This window comes from Dysgonomonas sp. ZJ709 (assembly GCF_011039195.1).
In the GTDB taxonomy this organism is placed as follows: Bacteria; Bacteroidota; Bacteroidia; order Bacteroidales; family Dysgonomonadaceae; genus Dysgonomonas.
On sequence record NZ_JAAKEM010000001.1, the window covers coordinates 1 to 21,265 of the forward strand.

Here is a 21,265-nt window from a genome sequence, read left to right on the forward strand (position 1 = left end):
CACTTAACGTGTCGATAGAACTTAAATAACGCTTATATTCTAAATACGTATTGAAGTTTATTCCGTGCAATTTTACAAAATGAATGAAGTGCTTTATTCTGGATAAGTATTCTTTACGAGTGTTTTCTTCGATGTCTCGGCAATTGAAAACATTCGTTTTCAATTGTAATAACTCTTTTAAATTAATTAAATCCATTTTTTACCATCTTAGCAACTGAATGTCTATTTATAGACGTTAATTCATGCGTTACACGCATTGCTAACGCAATGAAGTTGCTGCGAAGTTACAAAAAATAAATTTAATTTCCAAATTTAACTATTTGATTAATAGGTTTTTATATCTTTGTGTTTATAAAGTAATCTACCTATGTTCTACCCATATAAAATAAAAAACGCTGCAATCAATTTGATTACAACGCTTTATGAAAATTCTAAAGTGACCTCGGAGGGGCTCGAACCCTCGACCCACTGATTAAGAGTCAGTTGCTCTACCAACTGAGCTACGAAGTCTTTTAACGGGTGTAAAAGTAAAACAATTATTCTTTTCAGTGAAATTTTTGAGGAACAATATCTAAAAATCATTACTTTTGTACCCGAAAAGGAATTCACCTCTTCCGTGTAACTTAGGACTAACCACGTAAAAAACAGAGTAAATATGGAATATAAAGAACCTGCATTAGTCTTGTTCTCAGGAGGTCAAGACTCAACTACATGCCTTTATTGGGCAATCAAACATTTTTCATCCGTACGCACCTTGTGCTTCACATACGGACAACGTCATTCTCAGGAAATAGAAGTCGCTAGAGCTATTGCTGAACAAGCCGGAGTATCATTCCAGCTAATGGATGCATCTATTATCAGCCATCTTTCAGTTAATTCTCTGACAAGTGATATAGAGATGGATCAGGAAAAACCGAGTGATTCGTACCCTAATACATTTGTACCTGGTCGAAATCTTTTGTTTTTAACCTTTGCCGGAGTAATTGCACGTTCGCATGGTATCCGTCATATCATAACAGGTGTATCGGAGGCTGACTATAGTGGTTATCCCGATTGTAGAGATACCTTTATCATGTCGGCTAATACATCTATCAATTTGGCAATGGATGAGCATTTTCATATTCATACCCCTTTGATGTGGAGAGATAAAACATCGGTATGGCAATTGGCTGACGAACTGGGTGCATTTGATGTCGTACGTTACCAGACGCTTACTTGCTATAATGGTATTGTCGCAGATGGCTGTGGTGAATGCCCGTCATGTAAATTACGTCGACAAGGTTTGGATAATTATTTGAAAATAAGGAAATAAAATGAGCATAGAGGGACTTAGCCATTTAGGTGGTAAAACAGAATATAAAGATGATTATGCACCAGAGGTATTGGAGGCATTCGAAAATAAGCATCAAGGAAACGATTATTGGGTAACTTTCAATTGCCCGGAGTTTACAAGTCTATGTCCTATTACCGGACAGCCTGACTTTGCGACAATACATATTAACTATCTGCCCGATGTAAAAATGGTAGAAAGCAAAGCACTAAAATTATATCTTTTCAGCTTCCGCAATCATGGAGCTTTTCACGAGGATTGTGTAAATATTATGATGAAGGATTTGATCAAATTGATGAATCCAAAGTATATAGAAGTAGTGGGTATCTTTACACCGCGTGGAGGAATTAGTATTTATCCATATTGCAATTATGGTCGCCCGAGTACTGAATACGAACAGTTGGCAAAAGAGCGATTGCTAAGACACAATCCCCAGCAAATCTATAAATAACAGATATAAAAGACTTCAACTAATTTGAGGTCTTTTTTTATTTACTCTCCTGTAAACTACCGAGAACCATGTTGGCAATATAATTCCCTTGCATACAGAGGATATAGCAATTGCCCACCATACACCTACAATTCCCATCTGTGAGGCAAGATAATAAGCTAACGGAATACGCAAAGCATTGAATGATATACTTATAATAGCCGGCTCGATCGTACGTCCGATACCGTTAAACATACCTTGAGTTGTGAGTTCAAACATCATAAAGATCTGCACCAGTCCCATAATCATAAGGTATTGTGCTCCGGCTTTCATCGCATTTTCTTCGGGTACAATAATCCCGAATATTTGTGCTCCGAATAAGATAAATGCAATACTCACGAATATCCCGAGTACAAGCATTACACGTATCGTATAGACATATGCCTTTTTTCCTCTGTCCAATTTATTAGCTGCATAATTTTGCGCAACAAAAGCGCTCAGTGCAGTCGAAAATCCTTGCGAAGTGTTCCACGTAACAGCTTCTATTTGTCCGCCTGTTGTCTGTGTCATCAATCCGATATGTCCGCCATGTATAGAAGCTACACGTGCAAGATTCATATTTATGATGGCATACAGCGAATTCATTATAGAAACAGGTGCACCTAGAAAACAAATTCTTTTCAGAAATACCAATCGTGGTTTTATCAAAAATGAGAAGTTTCCCAGTATCCTGCTACCATATTTGATCTGATAGAAGAATAAGCCGAATACAAATAGTTGCGAAACAACAGTACCTATTGCAGCACCGTGCAATCCCATATTAAACGTAAACATCAGAATCGGGTCGAGAATCATATTCAATACAAGTCCTGCTGCATTGTTTCTGAATGGAATAATACTGCGTCCTGCACCGTTGTATATACCCGTAATATTGTAGGACACAAATTGAAAAGGAAGGCAGATGGCGAGTATTCTCAGGTATAATGTAGCGGCTTCAATAATATCGCTCTCCAGTTTGAAGAAAGATAGGATTTGTGGTGCAAAAACGAATAGTATTGCAGTCCATATACAGCCGAGAATAGTAGCTATTGTTGTTGTATGTGAAGCATAAACGGCAGCCCGTTTCAGTTTTCTAGCACCGATGGATTGCCCAACCGAAACCTCGGCTCCGATCATCGCCAGATATGCAACGGATGCACTTAGCCACAATAGCATCCCGATTGCTCCAATTGCAGCTTCAGCTTTAGTTACATTGCCCGAAGTCGCACTTGCACCCAATCGACCTACCCACGACATAGCCATTAAGGTATATGCCATTTGCAGGAAACTTGTGCCCATTAAAGGTAAAGCAAGGCGAATGAGGCTGGAGAATATCTTACCCTCTGTTAGATTCTGTATTCCGGATTTCATTTATAGTTTTAGTGTTCAAGTGAAAGTTTTATAGGTCTTTCAGCAATTTGTCCTTCTCTTTGAGGTGTATCACCTCTCTTATCTCAAGAATTACTTCCCATTCACTTCTAAATTCGATGTCAGTATCTATCATGAAATCTTCCGAACCATGTAAATTAATTTTATCAAAGAAATAAGCAACACTGATATGATTAATGTCTATCGCCGGAATATAAGCCGGTACCATTGTGCTGCCTTCGGATGGTGTTTCGACTATCAATCTTATTTCCTGCAAATAGAAAAGTGTATCACTTGTCAGTTTTGTTGGTATCTTATAGCGTTCAGATAATTCATCGGCAGTAAATGGAGTATATCCTTTTTCGAAACGTTTTACGATAAGAGTCATTATAAGTAATGTAATGAAATCTTTGTACCGACGGCTAATATTCGATGTTTCATGTTCAAAACTGAACTTATTTACATTCTGATATGCGAATGAAAGCTGCACTCCAAATAGAACGAAGAACCACGTTAATTGCAACCATAATAATAGTAACGGCAAAGCGGCGAAACTACCATATATGGCATTGTATTTCGAAATCCAGATTTGTCCGCTGATATATAGTAATTGGAAGACCTGAAAGCAAATACCCGTGAAAACTCCACCTAATAAAGCACTGCTGAATTTCACTTTCGTATTCGGGATATATATGTAGAGGATAGTAAATAATAAGATCGTGATAAGAAACGGTATAGTCTTGACTAATGGATTGAGAACCAGACCTAGAAAATATTGTTGGTCGGCAGTAGAATTAAGTATAACCGTCAACCCCGCATTACATACCAGAAATACAGGTGCAATAATAATCAATGCCAGATAATCAGTGAACATACGGAAGTATGTCCTCCCCTTTTTTATCTGCCATATCATATTGAAATTCTCTTCTATATTCGATAAAAGATTAATCACTGTATATAGTAGCATGATGATACCAATTCCTAAAAAGACACCCCCTTGGGCGTATTCTATCGATTTGTCAATAAAAGCTGTCGCTTTATTAAGCACTTCCTCTTGTCCTGTGAAGTAGCTGAACAATTGCGTCTTAACTATATTCTGAAATCCAAATCCACGGGCTATGGCAAATAGTACCGCCAATAGAGGAACGATGGATAATAAGGTGCTGTATGTGAGAGCTGATGCGCGTGTAAAGAGTTGAGCGCCATCTATATTACGGATAGCAAGGATAAATGTTTTAATAATATTATACAGACCTATCTTGTGTGAAGAGTGGCTGGTTGATTTGCTTACTCTCCAGATTCCGTAAGTCAGAAAACGAATAACTCGTTGTACAAACGTTTTTATTTTCTCGATCATATAACTTTATATTTCGTTCAAAATATAGCAGATAAAGAATAAGGCAGAATAATAAAAATACAGTAAGTCTATAAGCCGGGTCCTGTATCTTGCAAGCAAGATGTCTGTCATTTATCTACGGATGCTGTCACCAGCAAACTCTAGCGACCTACCCCCCGACATCGGGCGAGCAGCCCTACATGCGTCGGTATACATGGTCTTACAACTCGCAAGTGGTACGGCTCTGTACATTGCTGCACAGACCGGTGAGCTCTTACCTCACCTTTTCACCCTTACTCCACCGAAGCGAAGCGGTTATTCTCTGTTACCTTAACTCTGCTTTCACAAACAGCTTCCCATTAAGAAGTGCGATGCTCTATGTTGCCCGGACTTTCCTCTTTCTACCCGAAGGTAGCCAGCGACAAACCGACCTACTGTATGAGGGTGCAAAGATAGGGGTTTTTTCAGTTATGAGTTACAAATGATGAATTATAAGTTTTCTCATTGCCGAATTGACCTGTTTCTCCGTATATCTCACTGATTATTCTTTATCGTACATCTCATTGAATTTCGGACGTATGAACAGACGTAAGGATACGTCATAGTTGAGATAACTCCATACCCAGTCTATAAATACCGCTAATCTGTTTCGTATTCCCACAATAGATAGTATATGCACCAGCAGCCATAGCCACCATGCAACGAAACCTCCAAATCTGAATTTCCCCAGATCGGCAACGGCTGCATGGCGCCCTATTGTTGCAAGCGATCCTCTATCACTATATTTAAATTTCTCAGGAGCTTTTCCTGTTATCTTATTATTTAAGTTTTTAGCAAGGCATCTTGCCATTTGCAGCGCTACCTGTGCTACCTGTGGATGACCTTTAGGTGTTACATCCGACATTTGGAGAGATGTGTCGCCTATAGCAAATACATTTTCATATCCATTTACTTGATTATATTGATTCACCACAAGCCGACCTCTATTGTATGCAGATCCATCTAAACCTTTCAATCCATTCGGTTTTACTCCTGCTACCCAGAATACGTTTCTGGTACGAAGGGTAGTATTATCGCTTAGTTCGACAGTGGGTTTATCGTATGCTTTTACAGATATATCCTGATGTATTATTACACCTCTTTTGGTAAGTGTTTTTGCCGCACCTTCCGATGCATTTTCCGACATGGCAAATAATAGGCGAGGAGACGCATCTACTAGATGTATTTCCATTTTACTAAAATCTACTTCAGGATAGTCTTTTGGCAATATACTTTTCTTCATATCGGCTAGTGCTCCGGCAAGTTCTACACCCGTAGCTCCTCCGCCAACAATAACAAATGATAGTATCTCTCTCAATTCATCATCGTCTTTTGCGCTTAGTGCTTCTTCGAAACTAAGGAGTATCCTGTTGCGAAGTAGTAGAGATTCAGATACAGATTTTAAAGCAAAGGTGCTTTCTTTCAGGTTGTCATTGCCGAAGTAATTCGTGTCGCAGCCTGTAGCTATTACTACATAATCGTAAGTAATATCGCCGATATTTGTTTCGACTTTTTTGTCTTCAGTAATTATTTGCTTTGCTTCGCACATACGGAAGTGTACATTCTTACTCTTGTTGAATGTTTTTCGATGTGGGTAAGATATCGAACTGGGTTCTAAGCCTCCTGTAGCTACCTGATAAAACAGGGGTTGAAACTGATAATAATTATTCTTATCGATTAATACTATTTGATAATATTTCTTGTCTAACCTTTTAGCCAGTTCTAGTCCTGCAAATCCGCCACCAACAATGACCACGCGTTTCTTATCTCCGGCATCGGGGATGTTTACATTATAATTCATTTTATTAAAATATTAAAAGCCAATATTGCATCTAATTAAACAATATTGGCTATTTATAAGTTTTAAATTTAGCTTATTTTAATCGGCTATATCCTTTTTTGCTGTGAGTTTTGCCTTTACAACTTCGTATATTGCAGGGAGTATAGACACTACGACTATAATAAGAACTACTTTATCAAGATTTTTTTCTACCCATTCCAATCGTCCTATTAATGCACCTAATGTACAGAAAATAACAACCCAAGCTATGCCTCCGATTACATTATATGAGAAGAAATGTTTATAGCTCATCCTTCCCATACCGGCAACAAATGGTGCAAATGTTCTTACGATAGGAACGAAACGTGCTAAAATGATAGTTTTGCCGCCATGTTTCTCGTAGAACTTATTTGTTTTCTCCAGATAGCTTTGTTTGAATATCCTCGAATTGGGGTTACTAAATAATTTCTGTCCGAAATAACGGCCAATTGTATAATTTACTGCATCACCTATTATTGCAGCGATTATCAGTATAATAATCAAAAAGTATATGTGAAGAGGATTATCGGGTCGTACGGCAATTGCTCCCGCAAGAAATAATAATGAATCACCCGGAAGAAAAGGAGTCACAACTAATCCTGTCTCACAGAATATTATTAAAAATAGTATGGCGTAAACCCATACACCATAGTCTGTTACTAGCATATCTAATGTGCCACCTGTATCTCTTAGCAGGTTAAGAAAGAATGTCCACGCTTCGTGTAAAAAATCCATTTTAAGTTTTGTATTATAATTGTAGTGCAGGAGCTAATAAGATTCGTTCTTTTATCCCTACATTATTTTTTTTATACTAATAGCCCCGCAGCAACAGCATCACGTTTCTCTTTTCCGGCAATAAGTTCTACCAGCTTGAGAGCGAAATCGATTGTAAGTCCGGGACCTCTGCCTGTTGTTATATTACCATCTACTACAACCGCTTTTTCTGTTTGCAATGTTGCGCCTTTCAGGTATTTTTCGAAACCCGGATAACAAGTTGCGTTTTTGCCATCAAGTAGGTCGAGCCCACCCAATACCATCGGCGAAGCGCATATCGCTGCTACTTTTTCTCCTTTTTGAGCGAAAGCAAGTACAGCTTTTTTCAGACCATCATGATCGTTGTATGCAGGTGTTCCACCAGGCAATACTAGCATTTCTGCATTCGAAAGATCAATTTCATCGAACATTATATCTGCAACAACAGTCACTTGGCGGCTACTTGTCACTTGTTTGCTGTCAGTTAGTGAAACAGACTTCACATTCAGTTCGGCACGACGTAAAATGTCGATTGTTCCGAGTGCTTCTATTTCTTCAAAACCTGTAGTCAAAAAAACAAATATAGTCTTCATAATAACTTAGTTTAGATTGAATTTATATGTAATGGTTCCTTTTTGATTCGCTGCTTTTTCTACTATGTTGAATTTAGTTTTCCGAGCCGCTTTCAGTGCTTCATTTTTCAGTGTGGCGCTCGGTGTGTTTGTTCCCTTACCTATTGTAGCTTCTGTTACATTTCCCTTAGGATCGACAACAATATCCACAACTACAGTGCCATAGTCGTCTACCGAATAAGTCGGTTTGGCTAATCCGCCACTACCAAGGCTACGTCCTCCAAGATCGAACGACCCCCAGCCTCCGATGCCCGATGTTTTACCATAGCTGGCATTTCCGGTCGGTACACCTTGCGTACCTGTGCCCTCGGTGTTTCCACGACTACCGCTGCCTGTTCCGTTACCAAAAAGTCCAGCCATTTGATTGTTGATCTGACCTTTCTTTTCAGCTTCTTGTTTGGCTATACGATCTGCTTCCGCTTTTTTACGTTGTTCGGCGGCTTCTTGTTCTTTCTTTTCTTCGGCTTTTTTCTTAGCTTCTTTTATTGCGACAGTTTCCTCAAAATCCTGCGTAACAGCAGACTTTTCGGTATTGGTTGTTGTTGGCTTGGTTTTAGCACTGGTAGGTTCTACCATTGGGATAGGGTCTTCGCTGACATTTGGTGAGGAAGCTTCTTCTGCCCCCACATTACCATTGCCACGACCAAAAGGTTCATCGTCGCCGAAAGCATCGGGCACATTGCCGAACATAACGGGTACACCTCCTAAATCTTCAGAAAAACGTGTGTCGATAGAAGGTTTTAAATAGATGAAAAGGAGAGACAGGATAATTATAATATGAAACGCTGCCGTTCCTGCTATACTTATCATTTTTTCTTTTCCGTCTTCCATATTTAGGTGTTTTTTATTAAAGAATCTCTTCCGTATTCTTTAAACAGTTTTTATATCCTATTATTGTCTTCTCAAGTCCGATGTAAAGAGCGTCACTGATAAGAGCATGGCCGATAGATACTTCGTCTAGCCATGGTATGTTCTTATATAGAAAATGTAGATTCTCAAGGCTGAGATCGTGCCCCGCATTTACGCCAAGACCCAGTTTTTTAGCTGCTTTAGCTGCTTCTACAAATGGTGCAACAGCCGCTTCTTTATTCTTCGGATAATTAAGAGCGTAAGGCTCAGTATATAATTCGATACGATCAGTTCCGGCTTTAGCCGCATACTCTACCATTTTTATGTCAGCATCTACAAATATAGATGTGCGGATACCTGCCGAGGTTAGTTTGTCTATTATATCGCGAAGAAAATCCAGATTCTTCACAGTATCCCATCCTGCATTCGATGTTATTGCATCAGGTCCGTCCGGCACAAGCGTTACTTGAGTCGGTTTGATAGTTGTTACTAAATCCATAAACTTAGTAGATGGATAGCCTTCTATATTAAATTCGGTACGTATTCTTCCTTGAAGATCGAATACATCTTTATATCGTATGTGGCGCTCATCAGGCCGAGGATGTACGGTAATACCATCTGCGCCGAAAGTTTCACAATCACGAGCTACTTTTAAAAGATCCGGAACATTACCTCCGCGCGAATTGCGAAGGGTCGCAATTTTGTTAATGTTAACACTCAGTTTGGTCATAAAAAAACATTAAAAATATCCCGACAAAATAAATACTAAAGAAACAATTCTTATAAGTCAAAACTTTTTTAGCAACTTTGTGCTACAAAAAGAGATACAAATGTAATACGAATTGATGAAATATACGAATCTGACTTCTTATTTCACGCATAAATATAACGATTTGACCTCCTATTTGTTTTATGAATTAATATAATTAGTCTTAAACCAACGATAATGAAGATAGCAATATTCGGTAGCAGACATCAGAAGTTAGAGCAGATAGAACGTATATTCAACATCTTGCTCGAAAACCGTGTCGAAATCTATGTGCAGGATCGCTTTTATGAATATCTATCCACCGGATTTGGCTTGCAATACGATGTTGCGGGAATCTTCAATGGTGAGGACTTTTCTGCCGATATGGCAATCAGTATCGGAGGGGATGGAACTTTCTTGCGTACGGCTTCGGCTATAGGAAAGAAAGATATTCCCATATTCGGTATCAATACGGGACGGTTGGGTTTTTTGGCAGATGTCACTGACGAAGAATTAGATTGTGCATTAGCTGATATTCTGGCAGGGAAGTATAGGATCGAAAATCGTAATCAGCTTCAACTTTCTACTAACGAGAAAGCTTTTCATGGTTTTAACTATGCGTTGAATGAAATCGCAATATTGAAACAGGATACGGCATCTATGATAACGCTGCATGCTTATATTAATGACGAGTATCTTACGTCTTATGAGGCTGATGGATTGATAATTGCGACACCAACCGGTTCTACTGCTTACTCGCTAAGTGTGGGTGGTCCTATAATGACACCTACTTCTTCGAGTTTTATAATTGCACCTGTTGCACCGCATAGCCTGAGTGCAAGACCGTTGGTCGTAGATAATCATTGTGTGATTACCCTCGAAGTAGAAAGTCGCAGCGATAGCTTCCTTATTTCGCTCGATGGGCGTTCTAATGTATTTTCTACCGGCACAAAACTACACATAAAGAAAGCAGACTTTACACTTAAGGTTGTAAAACGCTTAGGTCATACTTTCTATGGTACGCTTCGCGACAAGCTGATGTGGGGTGTCGATCCACGCCAATAATATCTTTTAGCCTCCCCAACCCCTCCAGAAGAGGGGCTTAGTTCCTCGCAAGACAAACATCAATAAACTTTATATTGAGCTCACGCGAAGAGTGTTTCGTGTATTATCTCTCCCACAGTAGGATGAGGGAATACTATCTTTTGGAATTCTTCTACAGTGTATTCTTTTTCAATTGCGATTCCTGCTATAACGATCAACTCTGAGGCAGGATTGCCTAGCATGTGGCATCCTACAATTTTTTCGTCGCTATCTATAATTAATTTGCATACGCCGTTTCCTAACTCATTCTCAGCAACAAAACGTCCTGAATATGCCATCGGTAGTTTTAAAATCTTATGCTTTACGTTTTGAGCAATAAGTTCTTCTTCTGTTTTGCCCACTCCTGCTATTTCAGGATTAGTATATACAACACCGGGTATGGCTTTGTAGCTCATCTTATCTTCTATTCCTAGTATGTGATTGATTGCAACCTCTCCTTCGCGTACGGCCGTGTGTGCTAGCAGCGAGTAGCCTGTGATATCTCCACAAGCGTAGATGCTGGGGTGGGAGGTTTGCATATATTCATTTACCTTAATTCCTTTGCGAAATAATTCGATATTTAAAGTTTCCAACCCTAAGTTGCTGATGATTGGTTGACGACCTGTGCTTAATAGTATTTGTTGTGCTTCGATAGCATGTTGTTCGCCATCCTTTTCAACAATAACTTCCTTTTCATTGATCTCTACTACTTTCGTGTCAAGATGAAAACTAATTCCTCTTTTGGCATAGTCTGTTCGAAGCATTGCCGAAAGTTCTTTGTCCATGGCTCCAAGTATTTCGGGAACCATTTCGATTACATTGACTTTCACACCCAAGCTATTGAAGAACGATGCAAATTCTATTCCGATAACTCCACCTCCGATGATAGCTAAAGATTGTGGTAGTTCTTTATTATCAAGCGCTTCTTTTGATGTCCAAAAACTGCTTTCTTTCAATCCTTTTATGGGAGGAATAATAGTTTCGGAGCCTGTGCATAATAATAGTTTCGTTGCAGTATATGTTTCGTCATTGCAAATTATCTGAATGTTTTTATCTGAATCTTCACTAAGAATAGATGCACTGCCATTTACAATTACAACATCGTGTGCAGCTAATTTTTGTTTTATACCTGCTGTCAGTTTGCGTACAGTCTTTTGTTTACGTCCGATAATGCGGCTAAGGTCGAAAGATACTTCACCTTCGACCAATACACCGTATTTAGCGGCGCTTTTAATATTGTCTAATGTTTTAGCCGAATATAAGAGGGTTTTGGTCGGAATACATCCTTCGTTAAGGCAAATGCCTCCTAAAGCGCTTTTTTCAAAGAGAATTGTTTTCATTCCATTTGCAGCAGCTTTTTCGGCAGCAGTGTATCCGGCAGGGCCTCCGCCGATAATAGCAATGTCGTATTTCATAATATAATGTGTTTTTCAGTTATTAAGTAGTTACAAGTAATTAGTTACGAGTTACAAGAGTGCTTATCAGATAATAAACCAGTAAAAATATATCAATAAATATTTACAAGAACTTAAGTCTAATCGGATTACATAAAACCCTTTATTCTCTCTCTGATGCCATCCCATTTGTCGTCGGTTATCTTTGCTCCGATAGCTTCGATAACATGCCCAGCCAAGAGTGTTCCTATTTGTCCCGAAACACTAAGTGTGCAATTGTGGATGAGGCCGTAGATAAATCCTGCTGCGTATAGATCGCCTGCACCTGTTGTGTCTACACAATCTACTTTGTTGGCTTCTACAAATACTTTTTCGTTGCCTTTTTGTATCCATGAACCTTTCTCTCCTGTTTTCACGATAGCTATCTCTGTGTTTGCAGCAAGTAATGAAACCGCTTTTTCGGGAGTTGTGTTAAATAGAGACTTCGCTTCTTCCTCGTTCGCAAAGACAATATCTACATGTTGAGGTATAATGTTAAGAAGGAAATCTCGGTTTTCTTCAACAATATTATAGCTGGCCAAATCTAAAATAACTTTTGCTCCGGCTTCTTTGGCAAGTAGTATGGCTTTTCGTATCAAATCGTGGCTTTGAACAAGATATCCTTCAATATAAAAATATTTATAGCTTTTAAAATCCTCACTGTTCAATTCCTCCGCATTCAGAAGAGCTGCTGCTCCCAGATAAGTGCCAAAAGTGCGTTCGCCGTTTTTCGAAATAAATGTTGTGGCGACGCCGGATGCTTCATCGACTTCGGTTAAATGCGATTTGATATTATACTTTTCGAGATCGCTTTTATAATGTTGTCCGTACGAATCAGATCCTATTCGCCCTATAAAACCTGTACCTATTCCGAGGGATGCAAGTCCTGCAATTGTATTGGATGCTGAGCCTCCTGATACAATCGACTTATTTAATTTATTTATTTCTTCAGAAACAGCCTGCAATCTTATTTCGTCGATTAACTGCATGCTTCCTTTCGGAAGTTGTAGAACCTCAAGGGTTTTGTCACTTTCTATAATGGCTAAAACATCAACAAGGGCGTTGCCCATTCCTAGTACTTTCATAAACTCTTTTAAAATTTTGTATAAAGATATTGCATAATTCAGAAATATACCCTACTTTTGCCTCACTTTTGAGAAAGTAAAACACTCTTCAGTAGCTCAGTTGGTTAGAGCATCTGACTGTTAATCAGAGGGTCGCTGGTTCGAGCCCAGCCTGAAGAGCGAAATAAAAAAACTCTTCTCAAATAGTATTCTTCAGTAGCTCAGTTGGTTAGAGCATCTGACTGTTAATCAGAGGGTCGCTGGTTCGAGCCCAGCCTGAAGAGCAAAATTAAAAAAGGTAGATGTTTCATCTGCCTTTTTTTGTTGTGTATTGCCTAGACACTCTTCTTTTGAATGCTTTTTGAGAGGCTGTGATATACAGTTTTAGTATTCGGCTAGTTGATAAAATAGAAAATTTTGATAACTTCGCCTTGTTGATAAGTATAAATAATGCAATGGAATTACCAAATTATCAAAGAAAATATTAATATAAAGATTCGTTCTTGTTATTCATTATAAGTAAATTGAACAACTGCGCTTTCTGCATGTTAGACCTTAATAAACAAAACAGATTGATTGTATGGAAATGATTTCTCGAAGAATAAAGTTATTCTGCATGCTATTCTTCTTTATAATATATACTGCTAATTTATTCGCAAATAATCCCTATATCGTAAATTTTGATAAGAAAAGTTATCAGGCTGCTAATAAAAACTGGTCTATAGCTGAAGATGAAAGAGGTATTGTCTATTTTGGAAATGATATTGGCTTGCTGGAGTTCGATGGTATTGAATGGAATTTGTCAAAGATGCCAAATGCGTCTCAAGTAAGGAGTATATCTGTATTGAATCATGAAACTGTATTTACTGTAGGTTATGAGGAGTTTGGTCGTTGGGATCGGGATGTTTCAGGTCGCCTTGTTTATACATCCTTGAGCGATCAGGTTGATAGCCAACTCTTGAAAGATAATGATTTTTGGAAAGTGTGGATTGTTGATGGATATGTTTATTTTCAATCTTTCAGTTCGCTATTTGTTTACGATTATAAAACAGTTACACAGATACCTACAAATTTTAATATTTTATTTCTGCTGAAAGTGGGAGATGATCTTTGGATGCAAGAAATGAAGGGGCCTTTGTATCGCTTAAATAATAATAAGCCTGATAAAGTTGAGGGCAGCGATGTTTTTGTAGGTAAAGATGTTCGTGTGATTCTTCCATATGATTCTGATAAATATCTGATAGGTACAGCTACGAATGGCTTATATCTTTACGATGGAGAACGTTTTACTGAGTGGAATTCTAAGCTGTCTGACGTGTTTCAGCAAAATGAATTGAATTGCGGGTTATTATCTCATCGTGGTACGTATTTTTTAGGTTCAATCTTAAATGGTATTTACGAAGTCGATAAATCGGGGCAGATATTGAACCATTTTTCGACGGAAAGCCGATTGCAGAATAACACAATTTTAGCCTTGCATGAAGATAAGCTGGGTAATCTTTGGGTTGCGTTGGATAGGGGTATAGCTTATGTTCAATATTTGGATAATATGAGTTATTTTACCGATCCCAGTGGTAATATAGGAGCTGTTTACGATGCTGTATTCTGGAAAGACAAACTTTTTTTGGCTACCAATCAGGGATTGTTCTATATATCTAAAGATGAACTGAGATCATCTAATTCATTGTCTAAACTAAAACTGATAAATAATACGCAGGGACAAGTTTGGTCTTTGCAGGTTATTGATGACAAGCTTTATTGCTCTCACAATAGAGGTTTGAAGATTGTAAATGAAAACATGACGATAACTGATTACCCATATTTGAATTCGGGCTTGTATGGGGTTGAGGAGGGTAGGTTAAAAGATCAGGAGGTACTCCTGCTCTCTAGTTATGACCGTCTGAGAATAATACATAAATCTACCAATAAACTTTATGATATCGGACGACCGAATGACCCGGTGCGGGCAACTGAGATTGATCATTTGGGTAATGTTTGGATGCAGCATCCTTACAAAGGTGTTTATCGTTATATGCTGAATGATAGCTTGACTGAAGTTAAAAATTATGCTTATTATGGAGGGGATTCTAATGATGGCCTGCCATATCGGTTGAGTATGTTTAAGATTGGAGGTCGTATTATTCTTTTAGGAAATGATGAGTTTTTCACATACGATGATATTGAAAATAAAGTGAAGCCCAATGATAAGTTGAATGAATGTTTTAAGTCTATTTCGAATCTGAAAAAGGTTGTTTATATAGGCGAGAGCCTTTTTTGGGCTATTAGTGGTGATTGTGTATTCAAATTTTATTATGATGGGTATAGTGCCTATATTATCGAACGATATGATATCGGGATTCATAACCTTTCTCTGGTCGATGGTTATGAGAATATATCTATACTAGATGATTCGCTTAGTTTAATCTGTTTAGATAATGGATTTCTTCTTTATGATAAAATGACAGCAAAAGCAAATTTGGGATCTATCCAAAATATTCCACATTTAGAATCTTTTCAGATTAATAATATGAAGGGTGATGCTGTTTATTTAAATCTTTCAGAAAAAGCGAAGGTGCCATATAACTATAATTCCGTTACTGTCAGCTTTACCGTAAATGATGTATTCAGTAAGAACCTGTCGTTTCAATATATGCTCGACGGTGTTGACCAAGATTGGTCGAGTGCTCAGGAAATAAATAAAATCACGTATGATCGTTTACCTAAAGGTCACTATGTCTTGATGATAAGAACTATTGATAATTTAGGTAACTATTCAGATACGCTGTCTTACGAGTTTCAGGTACTATCGCCATGGTATCAGACTATCTGGGCTTATTTTGGGTATTTTATTCTTTCTGTTATCCTCTTCTTTATTGTATGGCAAATAATGTTGAAGCGATACCGGAATATTCACCTTCAAAAAGTTAGGCTTCGTGAAACAAAGCGGTTGAGAGCGATGAATGAAAAATTGCAATTTGAGATTGAAAAAAAGAATGCCGAATTGTTTACTCAAACTTCTTTCATTATTCAGAAGAATGAGTTGATTCTCAAAACAAAAGAAATTGTAGACGAATTTTATCACAGTAGCAAAAACAAAATGCTGGACCCATTGTATCAGAGGATAGGTTCTCTTCTTAGCAACAATCTCAATAGAGAAGATGATTGGAAAATGTTTTTGATAAAATTTGAGCAAAAACACCCTAATTTCTTCAAGCAATTAAAAACTTTATATCCTGAATTGACTACAAATGATCTCAAACTTTGTGCTTGTCTTAAGCTCAATTTGGACTCGAAAGAAATAGCATCTTTTATGAATTTGTCCGTCCGTGCTGTTGAAAATAGCAGGTCGCGGTTACGAAAAAAACTTAATATACCTACTTCGATGCACCTTAGTGACTTTTTATTTTCAATAGATTGATAGTTTTAATAATCTTATTATTAGTTATTTAGTATTTATTGAGAGGTAATGATGAGGTGGTCTATTTGTTAAATGTTTTAGCAGAGTGTTGGTGGTGATGTGTTTTTTTATGTTTTTTTTACTTTCCCTCTCATATTTGTAGAAAATCTGATGCCCTGCAACGAGAATATTGAAGTGATATAATCTTACTTTAAACAAGACTTAGCACTGACCATAAGTCTATCTACTTTTCTTTTCAACGTTGTTCATAGGCGCTTTCTTTTACACGTAACTTAAATTAAAAAAGTTGAACTATGAGATTTAAACTAAAAACCTTCTTTTCACAGAAAAAGAATGATTCTTTGCTCTCAAAGAGTCTTATGCTGTTGGTTTGCCTCTTGCTGGTAAGCACATTTAGCATGTATGCTCAGACAAAAAGCATATCCGGTACTATTACCGATGAAACAAAAGAGCCTCTTATTGGGGTGACCGTACGCGTTAAAGGGACTACTGTAGGTACAGTGACTGATTTTGATGGAAAGTACACGATTTCTGCAAATTCGGGTGATGTCTTAGAATACTCGTTTGTTGGGATGAATTCCCAAGAGATTACAGTAGGTTCTCAAAGCGTTGTCAATATTGTACTAGCTGACAATGCAACTTTATTGGGTGAAACTATTGTGATTGGTTATGGTAGTGCAAAAGCTAAAGACTTGACATCTCCCATAGCTGTAATCAAAGGTGAGGATATTAGTAAGCATCTTACAGCCTCTCCAATGCAAGCATTACAAGGAAAGGTACCGGGATTGCAAATTGTGCAAAGTGGGCAACCAGGTAGCTCACCTAAAGTTCGTATACGTGGTATTGGTAGTTATGATGCAAATAAGCAAGGACCACTCTATGTTGTAGATGGTATGTTCTTCGACAATATCGACTTCTTGAGTAATAATGATATCGATAACATTAGTGTTCTGAAAGATGCTTCATCTTCAGCTATCTATGGTGTTCGTGCAGCAAATGGAGTTATTATTGTCTCAACGAAGAAAGGTTATAAAAATAGCAAGCCTCAAGTTGTTTACGATGGATATATGGGTTTTCAAACAGCATCTAATGTTTTGAAAATGGCAAATTCGAGTCAGTATGCTACAATGATGGGCGAGATCGGTAATACTACAGCTATTAATCAATCGATTAATCGTTTTGGCGGAGCCAATGGAGTTCCTTCAACAAATACAGATTGGTATGATGAGGTATTGAGAACAGCATTGATGCATAGCCACTCGGTAAGCGTTAATGGTGGTGGAGATAATACTTCTTATGCACTGGGAGTTAGTTATTTAAATCAAGATGGTATTCAGGATAGCGATAATGGCTTTGAACGTCTCAATGTAAGAACCAGAGTTGATGCAGATATAACTAAGTGGATGAAAGTAGGAGGAAATGTAGTTTTAATAAATAGTACTCAGAAACTTGCAAACATGAGTGCTTTTGGAAATGCATATACATCACCATCAATTTATCCTGTTTTTGATGAAAATAATACAGGCGCATTCCCTCGTAAATACGCTTCAGCTCAGGATGTTGGTTTAACAACTTATTTTTGGAATCCGGTTGCTTTGGCTGATTATTATAATGAAACATCGCGTATTACGCAGGTGTTGCCTTCATTCTATGTTCAGTTCTCGATGTTGGACAATAAATTGTCCTTCAGAAGTTCATTCAATCAAGATATCGCAATTACACGCTATCAAAAATTCCTTCCAACTTATTTTGTATCCGCTTCTCAGCAAAATCAAGAGTCACTTCTTAACAAAAATCAGACATATAAGAACAATTGGTTAGTAGATAATATTTTGACATTTCAAGATACTTTTGCTGACAAACACAATTTGACATTGATGGCTGGTAACTCTGTAAGAAGAGATAGAGTGGAATATATACGATTGACAGCTAAAAATGTGCCGGAAGGAAGAGATGAATATTGGTATATCCATCAAGGTGAATTGCAGAAGCCTTCTGTAGGTAACGATAATACCCTTTGGATTGATCACGCTGTAGAAGAGAGAAGTGCTTCTTTCTTTGGACGTGCAATGTATGATTATGATGGTAAATATTTATTGTCAGCTACATTCCGTGCTGATGGTAGTTCTAAATATCAAGAAAAATGGGGCTATTTTCCATCTATTGGTCTTGGATGGGTATTGACAGAAGAAGGTTTTATGAAGAATCAAAGCGCTTTCGATTTCTTGAAATTAAGAACAAGCTGGGGACAATTAGGTAACGATAAAATACAGCCTAACGATGGCTTTGGCTCCCTTACTTTAGAGAATGCAGTATTCGATAATTCAGTAATTCCGGGTACATCAAGTGTATCTTTCTTTAGCCGTCTTAAATGGGAAAGGGTAGAAGAATTTAATGTCGGAATAGATTTTGCTACACTGAACAATCGCTTGTCAGGAGAGGTTGATTATTTCAAGAGAACTACTAAAAATGCGGTTTTCTCAAGGCCTCTGCCTTTTGGTGCAGGTTCATTGTTAATGAATAATGGTGCAGTTGAAAACTCGGGAATGGAGCTTACTCTAAACTGGAATGATAAAGTAGGTAAAGATTTCAACTACAATGTTGGCTTTAATATGTCTACATTGAGAAATAGAGTAACAGAATTAGATGGTCTAGAGAAAATTGTAGTAACAGGAGACCATGGAATGATAAGACAGATAGGGAAAACTGTAGATTCTTATTATGGATATGTAATGGAAGGTATTTATCAAAATCAAGCAGAAATAAATGCTGATCCTACTCTTTCTAATTTGGAGGCTAAAGATAAACCTAAACCTGGAGATATACGCTTTAAAGATCTTGATGGTGATGGACAGATTACAGATGCAGATAGAACCGAACTAGGATCCCCACTACCTAAATTATTTATAGGAGGTAATTTAGGATTCAGTTATAAGCAATTTGATTTCAGTACTGTTTTTCAAGGTCAATTCGGTCATAAAATATTTAACCAAAAGAGATTCCTTAGACAAAAACAAAGTGAGATCAATTTTGAACAGGATTTAATCGACAATAGATGGACAGGCGAAGGTTCTACAAACAAATATCCTTCAGCTGCAGGTTTGGCAAGTTCATGGACTTATAGCAAATTTAACTCTTTCTTTGTAGAAGATGCTGCTACTTTCACTATCCAGAATATTCAGTTCGGATATACATTCTTTGATGTTTTTCCAAATAGCAATAGCAAAACTAGTTTGCGATTAAGCTTTACAGCTGAGCGACCATTTAGCTTCTTCTCATATAACGGCTTTACCACAGATGTGTCGGATGGTATAGATAATCAGGTTTATCCGAACGCATCTGTTTACAGTTTTGGAGTTAAATTAGTATATTAATAAAATAATAAGATTGAAATATGAAACTATATATTTATACTATTATATCCGCACTGCTATTATTTAGCAGTTGTAACGATTTTCTGGATAAATACCCTGAGAATACTGTTGATATACAAGAAGTTGATTATACGAAGACAGAGGATATGTTTAAACCTGCTGCTGGAATCTATGCTAGGGTACGTAGTAATAATGGATTTGGTTCATGGTCTGCTTATGGCTTGATAGCTGTAAGGGGAGATGATATTGATAAAGGTTCATCGCCAGCCGATCAGGGAGACTTGACAAATGCTGAAAACTTTAACTATTCTCAACTTGGTGGATATTGGGCTTTAAACGGAACATGGCAAGGTCTATATAATTTAGTCCTTAATTCGAATGCAGCTTTGATAGCTCTTGATGAGTATAATAAATACACAACTACAGATGCGGAGAAGAAGCTAAACGCTCAATACCATGCTGAAGTACGTTTTATGAGAGCATATGCTTATTTTTATCTTGTAAGACTATTTGGTGATATCCCATTAGTGGTAGATAATGAAACAGTTTTGACTAATTCGTTAAAAACGTCTCGCGCTGATATTTATAAATTTATTAATGACGAAATAACGTTTTGTGTGGCAAATTTACCGGCTTTACGTCCTAATGAAATGCCGTACAAAGGTCAGGTAACAATGTATACAGCACTAGCACTGAAAGCAAAAGCAAATTCCGACATTAACGATTGGGATGCAGTACTAAGTGCTACAAATGAAATAATAAATAGTGGGAAATTTTCCCTTTATTCCAGTTTCTATGATTATTTCAAACTACCAGGATGTTTGTCTAATGAGAATTTGTTTGAGTTACAATATGCAGTAATAGATGGAACAGTATTCGCATCTGATGCATGGTTTGAATTCCAAGGCCCTCGTAATGGATTCGTAGGAGACAAAATTGGCGGAGGATGGGGCTTCCTTACTCCATCTCCAAAATTTGAGGCTCTCTTTAAGTCAAGAGGAGAATCTGATCGTTTCGAAACAACATTTTTGTTTGCAGGGACGATTACGCGTGAGGGTGATGAGTTGAAACCTAGTATTGCTCCAGAAGGATATGACCGTGTATTTAATGGTAAAACTTATTTACCGAGCACACAGTTACCTGTGGGAAAAACAACTTATGGTCTTGGAAACAATATCAGAATGCTTAGGTATGCAGATGTATTATTGTTGAACGCTGAAGCGAAAGTTCGTAAAGGCCAAAACGGAGATACACCTTTCAATGAAGTGAGAACAAGAGCTAAAATGACAAATTTAACTAATGTGACACTAGATCAGATTCTTGAAGAAAGATCGATTGAGTTAGCAGGTGAGTGGGGTGAGCGCTTCTACGACCTTGTTCGTACAGGTAAAGCAGAAGGTACTCTCAATGGATTCGTGGCAGGTAAATCTGAATTTTATCCGGTGCCGCAAGCTCAAATAGACTTAAATCCTAATTTAAGGTAAATTATTCCGATAAAGATGTTTAGTTAATTTATCCTGGTGTCGACAAACAGTTGTCGGCACCAGGTT

General features: G+C 37.6%; 15 protein-coding genes, 3 tRNA genes, 1 other RNA gene and 1 pseudogene. 8 read left to right on the top strand and 12 right to left on the bottom strand.

The window, feature by feature from the left end:
- Together G7Y56_RS18475 and G7Y56_RS00005 are read right to left on the bottom strand one after the other, a co-directional pair.
- Positions 1-196: pseudogene (locus G7Y56_RS18475) on the bottom strand (site-specific integrase); the annotation flags it as partial.
- A 241-nt stretch (positions 197-437) separates the two neighbouring features.
- Positions 438-510, bottom strand: a tRNA-Lys gene (locus G7Y56_RS00005).
- A 145-nt stretch (positions 511-655) separates the two neighbouring features.
- On the opposite strand from G7Y56_RS00005, the gene queC reads away from it, so the two are divergent.
- Both queC and queF read left to right on the top strand, forming a co-directional pair.
- Positions 656-1,312, top strand: coding sequence for a 7-cyano-7-deazaguanine synthase QueC (gene queC, locus G7Y56_RS00010; protein WP_165040078.1), 657 nt, complete (start codon positions 656-658; stop codon positions 1,310-1,312).
- Between the two features lies 1 nt (position 1,313).
- Positions 1,314-1,781 (top strand): preQ(1) synthase, encoded by a 468-nt coding sequence (gene queF, locus G7Y56_RS00015; RefSeq protein WP_165040080.1) that lies wholly within the window; start codon positions 1,314-1,316, stop codon positions 1,779-1,781.
- Between the two features lie 15 nt (positions 1,782-1,796).
- On the opposite strand, the gene G7Y56_RS00020 is transcribed toward queF, so the two are convergent.
- The 8 genes from G7Y56_RS00020 to G7Y56_RS00055 form a co-directional block, all read right to left on the bottom strand.
- Positions 1,797-3,170, bottom strand: a complete 1,374-nt coding sequence (locus G7Y56_RS00020) for an MATE family efflux transporter (protein WP_165040082.1) — start codon at positions 3,168-3,170, stop codon at positions 1,797-1,799.
- A gap of 28 nt (positions 3,171-3,198) precedes the next feature.
- Entirely contained in the window at positions 3,199-4,524 is a 1,326-nt protein-coding gene (locus tag G7Y56_RS00025; RefSeq protein ID WP_165020282.1) for a YihY/virulence factor BrkB family protein, read from the bottom strand.
- A gap of 55 nt (positions 4,525-4,579) precedes the next feature.
- Positions 4,580-4,941: RNase P RNA component class A (rnpB, locus tag G7Y56_RS00030), an RNA gene on the bottom strand.
- A gap of 103 nt (positions 4,942-5,044) precedes the next feature.
- Positions 5,045-6,343 carry an NAD(P)/FAD-dependent oxidoreductase gene (locus G7Y56_RS00035; RefSeq protein ID WP_165040084.1) on the bottom strand — a complete coding sequence of 433 codons (1,299 nt, stop codon included), beginning with the start codon at positions 6,341-6,343 and terminating at the stop codon, positions 5,045-5,047.
- Positions 6,344-6,421: 78 nt separating this feature from the next.
- Positions 6,422-7,096 (bottom strand): DedA family protein, encoded by a 675-nt coding sequence (locus G7Y56_RS00040; protein ID WP_165040087.1) that lies wholly within the window; start codon positions 7,094-7,096, stop codon positions 6,422-6,424.
- Positions 7,097-7,167: 71 nt separating this feature from the next.
- Entirely contained in the window at positions 7,168-7,707 is a 540-nt protein-coding gene (locus G7Y56_RS00045; protein ID WP_165040090.1) for a DJ-1 family glyoxalase III, read from the bottom strand.
- A 6-nt stretch (positions 7,708-7,713) separates the two neighbouring features.
- Positions 7,714-8,577, bottom strand: coding sequence for an energy transducer TonB (locus G7Y56_RS00050; RefSeq protein WP_165040092.1), 864 nt, complete (start codon positions 8,575-8,577; stop codon positions 7,714-7,716).
- A 16-nt stretch (positions 8,578-8,593) separates the two neighbouring features.
- A complete protein-coding gene (locus G7Y56_RS00055) occupies positions 8,594-9,325 on the bottom strand; it encodes a pyridoxine 5'-phosphate synthase (RefSeq protein WP_165040094.1) in 732 nt (243 codons plus the stop codon).
- 216 nt (positions 9,326-9,541) lie between these two features.
- Between G7Y56_RS00055 and G7Y56_RS00060 the strand changes: the two genes are divergently transcribed.
- The gene (locus tag G7Y56_RS00060; protein ID WP_165020288.1) at positions 9,542-10,408 is read left to right on the top strand and encodes an NAD kinase; all 867 of its coding nucleotides are present in this window, start codon (positions 9,542-9,544) and stop codon (positions 10,406-10,408) included.
- A gap of 80 nt (positions 10,409-10,488) precedes the next feature.
- Here the strand turns inward: G7Y56_RS00060 and lpdA are convergent, their stop codons facing one another.
- Complete coding sequence (gene lpdA / locus G7Y56_RS00065) at positions 10,489-11,841, bottom strand: dihydrolipoyl dehydrogenase (RefSeq protein ID WP_165040096.1); 1,353 nt, start codon at positions 11,839-11,841, stop codon at positions 10,489-10,491.
- 128 nt (positions 11,842-11,969) lie between these two features.
- Positions 11,970-12,944: an adenosine kinase gene (locus G7Y56_RS00070; protein WP_165040098.1), complete on the bottom strand. Its 975-nt coding sequence runs from the start codon at positions 12,942-12,944 to the stop codon at positions 11,970-11,972.
- 85 nt (positions 12,945-13,029) lie between these two features.
- On the opposite strand from G7Y56_RS00070, the gene G7Y56_RS00075 reads away from it, so the two are divergent.
- The 5 genes from G7Y56_RS00075 to G7Y56_RS00095 all read left to right on the top strand — a co-directional run bounded on the left by G7Y56_RS00075 (position 13,030) and on the right by G7Y56_RS00095 (position 21,199).
- Positions 13,030-13,103: transfer RNA gene (locus tag G7Y56_RS00075), tRNA-Asn, on the top strand.
- A 30-nt stretch (positions 13,104-13,133) separates the two neighbouring features.
- Positions 13,134-13,207: transfer RNA gene (locus G7Y56_RS00080), tRNA-Asn, on the top strand.
- A gap of 296 nt (positions 13,208-13,503) precedes the next feature.
- A complete protein-coding gene (locus tag G7Y56_RS00085; RefSeq protein WP_255498590.1) occupies positions 13,504-16,341 on the top strand; it encodes a triple tyrosine motif-containing protein in 2,838 nt (945 codons plus the stop codon).
- Between the two features lie 293 nt (positions 16,342-16,634).
- A complete protein-coding gene (locus tag G7Y56_RS00090; protein WP_165040100.1) occupies positions 16,635-19,715 on the top strand; it encodes a TonB-dependent receptor in 3,081 nt (1,026 codons plus the stop codon).
- A gap of 20 nt (positions 19,716-19,735) precedes the next feature.
- A complete protein-coding gene (locus G7Y56_RS00095; RefSeq protein ID WP_165040102.1) occupies positions 19,736-21,199 on the top strand; it encodes a RagB/SusD family nutrient uptake outer membrane protein in 1,464 nt (487 codons plus the stop codon).
- Positions 21,200-21,265: the final 66 nt, after the last annotated feature.